The 4,927-nt window shown below is 43.8% G+C and carries 6 protein-coding genes; 1 reads left to right on the top strand and 5 read right to left on the bottom strand.

What is annotated here, in order from left to right; translation table 11 throughout:
• Window positions 1-100: 100 nt before the first annotated feature.
• The 4 genes from PN499_RS25660 to sds form a co-directional block, all read right to left on the bottom strand.
• Entirely contained in the window at window positions 101-1,039 is a 939-nt protein-coding gene (locus PN499_RS25660) for a trypsin-like serine protease (RefSeq protein ID WP_272035871.1), read from the bottom strand.
• A 52-nt stretch (window positions 1,040-1,091) separates the two neighbouring features.
• Window positions 1,092-1,433, bottom strand: coding sequence for a type II toxin-antitoxin system PemK/MazF family toxin (locus PN499_RS25655; protein WP_272035869.1), 342 nt, complete (start codon window positions 1,431-1,433; stop codon window positions 1,092-1,094).
• Window positions 1,420-1,821 carry a type II toxin-antitoxin system Phd/YefM family antitoxin gene (locus tag PN499_RS25650; RefSeq protein WP_272035867.1) on the bottom strand — a complete coding sequence of 134 codons (402 nt, stop codon included), beginning with the start codon at window positions 1,819-1,821 and terminating at the stop codon, window positions 1,420-1,422. Before PN499_RS25650 ends, PN499_RS25655 begins: the two co-directional genes overlap by 14 nt.
• A gap of 91 nt (window positions 1,822-1,912) precedes the next feature.
• Entirely contained in the window at window positions 1,913-2,884 is a 972-nt protein-coding gene (sds, locus tag PN499_RS25645) for a solanesyl diphosphate synthase (RefSeq protein WP_007355416.1), read from the bottom strand.
• Between the two features lie 501 nt (window positions 2,885-3,385).
• Between sds and PN499_RS25640 the strand changes: the two genes are divergently transcribed.
• A complete protein-coding gene (locus tag PN499_RS25640; RefSeq protein WP_272035864.1) occupies window positions 3,386-3,511 on the top strand; it encodes a hypothetical protein in 126 nt (41 codons plus the stop codon).
• Between the two features lie 351 nt (window positions 3,512-3,862).
• Here the strand turns inward: PN499_RS25640 and murI are convergent, their stop codons facing one another.
• Window positions 3,863-4,729, bottom strand: coding sequence for a glutamate racemase (murI, locus tag PN499_RS25635; RefSeq protein WP_272035862.1), 867 nt, complete (start codon window positions 4,727-4,729; stop codon window positions 3,863-3,865).
• Window positions 4,730-4,927 lie beyond the last annotated feature (198 nt).

The following is a 4,927-nucleotide window of genomic DNA, read 5'->3' as shown; positions in this document are numbered from 1 at the left end:
GTCACCCCGTCAACTTTGACAGTTTAGTTTATATATGAAAGATTGCTTCATACCTCCCAATGACAAATTAGATTGCTTCGTGCTTCGCAATGACAGTAAATTAGCGACTAGATTGCGTAATTTTGTCAATCCAATTAGCATAAAAAGATACCCGCGTGTCGCCGGAAATCTCGCCAAAACTACCATTATCATCAATGCTATCAATATCTCCAATATTTGTTTTGAAAAAACCGCGATCGCTATAACCCCAAGAACTAATACCGGCTATTTTCCCATTAATAAAAGAAGGGCCGCCAGAATCTCCACTAGCAGTAGCAGTTTCATTCTTTCCTAAACCACGATCTGCTAACTTGGGAAAATGCTTACCCAAAGTATCATGTTTCGCAGTTCCATCATCGAAATCAAAAAGTAATTGACTGCCAAAAACTAACTCAGAAAAATCTGTAACTTTTGAATCCTTCAAAACATCAATTAACGCCTCATAGCGATTCTGTCCCGCATATCTTTTACCCTCCGAGTTAGAATCTTCATCCTGTCCTTTAGATCCTACACCAATATATCCATAGCCAACTTTAGTAAATACTTTGCCAATTTCATTTGTATCCCTGTAAAGATCGTATTGTTCGGCAGATTTTGGGGCTTGTCTTTCCAGCTTTAAGACAGCAACATCATTGCCAACTTCTGACTCGTAACCACTCCAACCTGGGTGGATAAAATATTTGGTAATAGGGATGCTAACTTCGCCTCTGGGTAATTTAAAGATAGCATTAGTTTCATTATCTCTGGGCACTTTGGTTCCGCCTTCATTGAGACAGTGGGCGGCTGTGAGAATGTATAATCCTCCTGTTAGGAGTGAACCGCTACACTGAACATTATCAAGATATACGACACCAGTATATTGATTTAGGGGGAGAGGTCTATGTGAGGAACTATTAGCAAAAGCACTAATAATTGAGTGGCTAATGTCTGCTGTTGATAGGATTATAAACAGAGTGAAAATTGATATGAAAAATATTTTTTTGATCGCGCTCGAAAACATTATTTCAAAACTTAACAATAATGCGATGGCTTACTCTTCAACCTCTCTACCATCACGACTTTAGCAGATTGCACAGCTTATCAGCAATTTGATTTTGTGTATCTGCTGACAATTCTCCCAACTCCCGCTGGATAACTATAGTAGAAACTGTCACAATTTGATGCAACCTGAGAGTAGACGCTACCCGTAATCCTGAAGCTGAAAAGTCGGGATGGGTATTATCCAAGACAATATCTGTTTCTAATAAATTCGCGGGAATGCGGCTGGTAATATAATCAATAATAACATGACGGCGTACCCCCACAGGATTAGTCAAACAAGCGGCTGGACGCAGCTTGGCAAGAGATAAATCATCATAGGGAAAAGGCGCGAGAAAAAGTTTACCCTTGGTCATGGAATGGTTTACCGTCAGCTAGAGTGTAAATGTCTTCTTCTGGGTCAAGTACCGAAATAAAGTTAGTCTCGCTAGCGGCTGTTTTATTCCATTCCGGGTCATGGAAAGGTTTACCGTCAGCTACAGTATAAATATCTTCTTCTGGATCTTTTAGAAAATCAAAGACCGGATTTGTAGCTACAGCTTTCAGCCATTCATATTCTTCGAGTTCGACTTTTTTCAGTAAAGCCGCTTCTAGTGCTTCAAGTCGCTGAAGGTCGGAATATGCAATCACAGCAGCTATTTCTTTCCCTTGTTGTTCAATTACAAGTCGCTCTCCTGTTTCTGCTACTCTGCTAATCAGGTTTGATAAATTTTTACTCTCTACATTTTCCTTAATTTGTTTCAAAATATTTTTCCTCACTTTTAATTGCTCTAATACTTTCAGGGAAGATGTGAATCACCATTCGCTCATCTTCCCTAAAATGGTGCGATCGCGCCTAATAAAGCCGGCTCAAAACATAATCAGCCAAGTCAATCAAAGCCTGTTTCGACTCCGAGGGTGGCAAGCCAGCCAAACGCACAACCGCCGCCTGAGCGTGATGCGCCGCCAATTCGCGCGATCGCTCAATACCCTTACTATCCTTCACCAACGCGATCGCCTGCTCAATATCCCCCTCTTGGGCAAACTCCCGCTCGATCAACGCTTCCAAATATGGCTTTTCCTCTAAAGCAAATAGCACCGGAGCCGTCAAATTTCCACTCTTAAGATCCGAACCCGCAGGCTTACCCAACGTCTCCGTCGAACCAGTAAAATCTAAGATATCATCCACAATCTGGAACGCCAACCCAATATCGCGCCCGTAATTGTACAGATCGTCCGCCAACTGTGCAGATACACCGCTCAAACAGCCAGCCGCCTTAGAACTGTTAGCAATCAAAGAAGCTGTCTTATAGTAACTTTTTTCCAAATAAGCCTCAATCGACAAAGTGGTATCAAATCCATTTAATCCTTGCTGAATTTCGCCTTCAGCCAAATCCATAATCACCTCTGAAAGCAGTTTCACCACCTCCAGATTGTCTAAATTAGCTAAATACCACGAAGATTGAGCAAAGAGAAAATCCCCCGCCAACACCGCCACTCGGTTGCCAAAGTAACTGTGCACAGTCGGGATACCCCGGCGCACGTCGGAATCGTCCACCACATCATCGTGAACTAAACTAGCCGTATGAATCATTTCCGTGATTTCGGCAAGCCGACGGTGTTTAGGAGAGATTTCCTGGTTGGGCATTGTTGCCCGCGAAATCAGCAGCACAATCGCCGGCCTCACCCGCTTTCCTTTAGCCCCGAACAAGTGTTCTGCGGCTGCATACAAGATAGGGTGACGGGCCCCTACTAGCTGTTTTAAGTTTTCTGTCAACAGCCGCAGGTCTTCTTCAACTGGGGAAAATAGGAGAGTGCGAGAAGTCATGGATACGGCGGCTCAAGCGTTTAGGTTACAAAATTTTACATATCATAGCTTTATTTTAAGCTAAGCCTCTGCCTTATGGAAGGAAAGTATACCTAGTTTGTCCTGATTAACTATCTCTCTGTGGGTACTGTTCATTTTCAATAACTTGAAGATTACTGCCAATAAGCTGCCAAGAGTTCGAGACTAAAACTGACTCGCGGCCGAGAACCCAGGCAATTCACCAAATTGTATCAAATTATTAAGTATCTTCCTCAAGACAGCCTCAAAATAGCAAATGTTGTGTTATGTTAATTATTAAGGATTTAAACAATTCCATACATTAAGTACAGCTAAACCAGCGGGCAGCTTCCGAGTGCCTGTATAAGCTTGGTAGAGCCAGCCTTAATCGTCCGCTAACAGCTAAGCAGTCTGGGACTAAATTTTGAACTCATGGGAGTACAAATTTTGTTCTGGCTAGGAACTTTGTGTCTTTGATGCAACACATAGCTGTGAGCAGCCAAAGTGCAACCTTACAAGGATGTGCTGGCTCCGCTTTGCGGTATAGATATTAAATGGAAAGGCGATCGCCTTTTCACAGGCTTGGATAAAAAGCAGCCTTCGGAGCCAAGGCTTGGTTTTACTTGCTGACTTAATGTAGTAGGTATTGAAGTTGTCCGCCTCCTTCTCCTCCTTACTCTTGGCTCTAATTATGATTTACCATGATATCCCTTTGATTATCCCCATCCTAGCTGCGGGTTATGTGTTGACTATTTATCTGCTGTTGATTTTGGTAGAGCGGAGCACTAAGATCACTCGATTGGGTGAGTGACCCATCCCGGAAGGGGAATCGCGAACTAGCGTTCGTTAACTGAGAGCTTCAATGCTCCTGGTTCCTACTCTTGAATTATCAATAGCAATAGCACAAAGAGCAATCCTCACGTCTGTAGGGTGCAGGCAATGCACCCTACATCTATTCCCATAACATCTAAAATTGTCTGGTTAAGCAGGAGGACGGTCAGGGTGTAAACTACTCGTAGATTCTACGGACACAGTTTCCCTGATAATAGCAGACAAAAAAGTTTTCTCAACTATTGGGGTGCAACCGAGCCACTGCACCGAAAGTTCAGCAAACTGTTCCGGGCAACCACTCACGCAAAAGCGCGTAGGCATTACTGGGCCATTATTTCGCAGCCCTAATAATTCTAACTCTTGGGCCGCAGCAGCTACCACATGAACAGCAGGATCGACCAACTTCACCCCCGCAGGCAAAAGCGATCGCACTACCGGGGCCAAATGGGGATAGTGAGTACAACCGTAAACCAAAGTATCAATCTGCTGCTGGATCAAAGGAGCCAAATATTCCCGTGCCACTTCTAAGGTGTAGGGGTCGTGGATACGGTTTTGCTCGATCAGCGGCACAAATTCGGGACAACCAACTTGCCAGACCTGAGAATTAACATCCATCTCCAGAATAGCACGACGATAAGCATTACTAGCAGCCGTAGCAGGAGTTGCAATCACCCCAATCCGCTTACCCTGCTGTACAGCAGCCCGCGCCCCCGGCAGAATTACTCCTAAAATCGGAATATCAAACTCAGCCTGCACAGTCTCCAGAGCCAAAGCCGAACTCGTATTGCAGGCCATAATCACCATTTTGACATTCAGCGATCGCAGCCAAGCCATGATTTCTCTGACAAAATGTGTAATTTCCCCAGCAGAGCGAGTGCCATAGGGTAGCCTAGCCGTATCTCCAAAATAAAGAATAGATTCGCCAGGCAATTGTCGGTATAACTCTCTCAAAACCGTTAAACCACCTACGCCACTGTCAAAAATACCGATTCTCTGTTGTCCTAAGTCAGTTGTCATTGCTCAGTTAGAAATAATTTTTGCAAGTTAATTGGTAAGTGTTAACTGTTAACTGTTAACTGTTAACTGTTAATTGGGAATTGGTAATTGGGAATTGGTAATTGGTAATTGGTAATTGGTAATTGGGAATTGGTAATCCCTTCCCCATCCTCCCCATCCTCCCCATCCTCCCTATCCTCCCCATCTCTTCCCCTAGTC

The sequence above is a fragment of the Kamptonema animale CS-326 genome (assembly GCF_028330895.1).
In the GTDB taxonomy this organism is placed as follows: Bacteria; Cyanobacteriota; Cyanobacteriia; order Cyanobacteriales; family Microcoleaceae; genus Kamptonema; species Kamptonema formosum.
The sequence above is the reverse complement of the archived record's forward strand: the minus strand, read 5'-3'. Positions and strand labels throughout refer to the sequence as shown.